Origin of the sequence: Tabrizicola sp., from assembly GCF_051645465.1 — a bacterium.
Classification (GTDB): domain Bacteria; phylum Pseudomonadota; class Alphaproteobacteria; order Rhodobacterales; family Rhodobacteraceae; genus Tabrizicola.
The window spans coordinates 1-2,361 of sequence record NZ_JBOFBI010000172.1; the positions used below are offsets into that span (position 1 = coordinate 1).

Genomic DNA, 2,361 nt, shown 5'->3' on the forward strand with positions numbered 1-2,361 from the left:
CAGCATGTGAAGGAAGACCTCGGCTTCATCCCGAGCTTCGCCGACTGGGTGAAAGCCATCCGGCCCGAGCCATGGATGGGCCGGGCCGCACAGATTGAGGCGCTGGTCGATCCGTATCTCGCCTCGCCCGTGGTCGAGGTCACCTGACATGACCGATCCGGCCTATCAGCGCCTCGGCCTTCCCGCGACTGCGTCGCCCTATGCCGTCCTGCGCGCTGCCGTCCGGGCGCTGCATCCCGAAACGCGCGCAGTTCGCGGCTTCCAGGCTGCGCGCAAGCGCTTCTACCGGCAGATGCTGTGTGCTCATGCAGAGCGACAGGCTGCGGGCGACCGTTCCACAGGCTGATCGCCCCGAACCACCCTTCATCCCAATCCAGTGCCCGGCCTCTTGGCCGGGTCTTCCCCGTTCAGGAGGTCCCTATGGCGGATTACTTCACCCATTTCTCATGCCTGCTCGACGTTGGCACCCCTGACAAGGCTGCCCGCGCGCTCGCGTTGTTCCAGAGCTTGCGAGCAGCGGATCAGGACGCCGACGACCCGGAGGTCGCGGGCTTCGACCTCGTGCGCCAGGATGCGCCGGAAGGCAGCGGCCTCTGGGTTCATGACGACGACCACGGCGATGTCGAGGCCGTCATCCGCTTCGTCCTGCGCCTCGCTGAAGAGCTCGACCTCATTGGACTTTGGGGCTTCCAGTACGCCCTGACCTGCTCCCGGCCCCGCCTCGATGCCTTCGGCGGCGGCGCGCATGTCATCGATCTCGGTGCCCGCAAATCCATCGGCTGGACGACCAGCCAGGAATGGCTGGCCGCGGCGCTGAACGGGGAGGACGGTGATGCCTGAAGTGATCTGCACCACCGTCTACCAGTTCCCCGAACTCTCGGAGGCCGCCAAGGAAAAGGCGCGCAGCTGGTATCGCGAGATCGGGCCCCACGACGACTGGTGGGACGCGGTCTACGAGGATTTCGAGCGGGTCTGCGAGATCCTCGGTATCCGCCTAAAGACCACGCCCGTCCGCCTGATGGGCGGCGGTACGCGGGCCAAGCCCTGCATCTGGTTTTCCGGCTTCTGGAGCCAGGGCGACGGTGCCTGCTTCGAGGGTTACTGGTCCCATGCCAAGGGCGCCGCCGCGCGCATCCGGGACTACGCGCCCACGGACGCGACGCTGCATGGCATCGCCGACCGGCTGCAGGCCATCCAGCGGCGGAACTTCTATCAGCTCGCCACCGAGGTCAGCCACCGCGGCCGCTACTACCACGAATACACCATGGCCGTTGATGTCACGCGCGACAGCCCGACCTGGCAACCGCCGACCGAAGACGCGGAGGAGATCGTGTCCGAGGCGCTGCGTGGTCTGGCCCGCTGGCTCTACCGGCAGCTTGAGGCTGAATACGACCACCTGACATCGGACGAGGCCATCGAAGAAGGGATCATCGTCAACGAGTACACGTTCACGGAAGCCGGGCGTCGCTTCGGGTGAGGCGCGCCCTTCGAAGAACTTTCCCGACCGCACGCTTGAAGCGTACGTCGATCTGGCGTACATATCGACAAGACATTTCAGGAGGCGACCATGCTCGGTTTCCACGACACCACCCGCGCAATCGATGAGCGTAACGAGGCCCGGATGAATTTCCGGACGAAGCCGCGCATTAAGACTGCAATCCAGCAGGCCGCGGCACTGTCCGGCGTCGACGACTCCGTCTTCACGATGAACGCCGCCTATCAGGCCGCGCTGGCAACGATCGCGGCGCATGAACGCACCGTGCTGCAGCCGGTCGATCATGAGGCGTTTTTCGCGGCGCTCGATGCACCAGCTGCGCCGACCGATGCCCTGCGCGCGGCCTTCCGTCGACACAGCGACACGGTTGTGTCGAAGTAAATGGCCACGTCACAACCGGCCGCCTACACCATCGAGCCGTTCGATCCTTCGAAGCATGATCGGGCGGCTTTTTCTTGCGGGGTCGAGCAAGTCGACAACTATTTCCAGAAGACCGCGAACAAGCTCGCCAAGGCGGACAATGTCCGCCTCTATGTGATGGTCGACCCTGACGGGACGGTTATCGGCTTCTATGCCCTGAATGCGCACGCCGTTCAGTTCACGGATCTGCCTGCGAAGTTCGCACGGACCCGGCCTTCGCATGGCAACATTCCTGCCGCCTATATCTCGATGATCGGGCGGGATCGGAAGTTCAGCGGTGCCGGGTTTGGCGGCGATCTTTTGGTCGACGCCCTACGGCGCATTGCCGTTGCGGCCGACGCCATTGGCGTCGCCGTCGTCATGCTCGATGTGCTCGACTGCGGCGATCCAGACCGCGTTGCGCGCCGCAAGGCGCTTTACGAGAGCTACGGGTTTGAGCCGTTGCC

At 64.6% G+C, this 2,361-nt stretch carries 6 protein-coding genes; all 6 read left to right on the forward strand.

The window, feature by feature from the left end; genetic code table 11:
* A partial coding sequence (locus ACRCSW_RS11095; protein ID WP_438705069.1) for a DUF6915 family protein occupies positions 1–147 on the forward strand: 147 nt, incomplete at its 5' end.
* Between the two features lies 1 nt (position 148).
* The gene (locus ACRCSW_RS11100; protein WP_127044699.1) at positions 149–346 is read left to right on the forward strand and encodes a hypothetical protein; all 198 of its coding nucleotides are present in this window, start codon (positions 149–151) and stop codon (positions 344–346) included.
* 74 nt (positions 347–420) lie between these two features.
* Positions 421–840, forward strand: coding sequence for a hypothetical protein (locus ACRCSW_RS11105; RefSeq protein ID WP_438705063.1), 420 nt, complete (start codon positions 421–423; stop codon positions 838–840).
* Positions 833–1,477, forward strand: a complete 645-nt coding sequence (locus ACRCSW_RS11110; protein ID WP_438705065.1) for an antitoxin of toxin-antitoxin stability system — start codon at positions 833–835, stop codon at positions 1,475–1,477. The genes ACRCSW_RS11105 and ACRCSW_RS11110 overlap by 8 nt, the downstream gene beginning before the upstream one ends.
* A gap of 90 nt (positions 1,478–1,567) precedes the next feature.
* Positions 1,568–1,876, forward strand: a complete 309-nt coding sequence (locus tag ACRCSW_RS11115; RefSeq protein WP_101923207.1) for a DUF1778 domain-containing protein — start codon at positions 1,568–1,570, stop codon at positions 1,874–1,876.
* Positions 1,877–2,361, forward strand: a 485-nt coding sequence (locus tag ACRCSW_RS11120; RefSeq protein WP_438705067.1) for a GNAT family N-acetyltransferase, incomplete at its 3' end; no start/stop codon positions are given.

Coding starts and splice junctions, on each gene's coding strand:
- ACRCSW_RS11100 (WP_127044699.1), top strand. CDS start 149: ATGACCGATCCGGCCTATCAGCGCCTCGGCCTTCCCGCGACTGCGTCG.
- ACRCSW_RS11105 (WP_438705063.1), top strand. CDS start 421: ATGGCGGATTACTTCACCCATTTCTCATGCCTGCTCGACGTTGGCACC.
- ACRCSW_RS11110 (WP_438705065.1), top strand. CDS start 833: ATGCCTGAAGTGATCTGCACCACCGTCTACCAGTTCCCCGAACTCTCG.
- ACRCSW_RS11115 (WP_101923207.1), top strand. CDS start 1,568: ATGCTCGGTTTCCACGACACCACCCGCGCAATCGATGAGCGTAACGAG.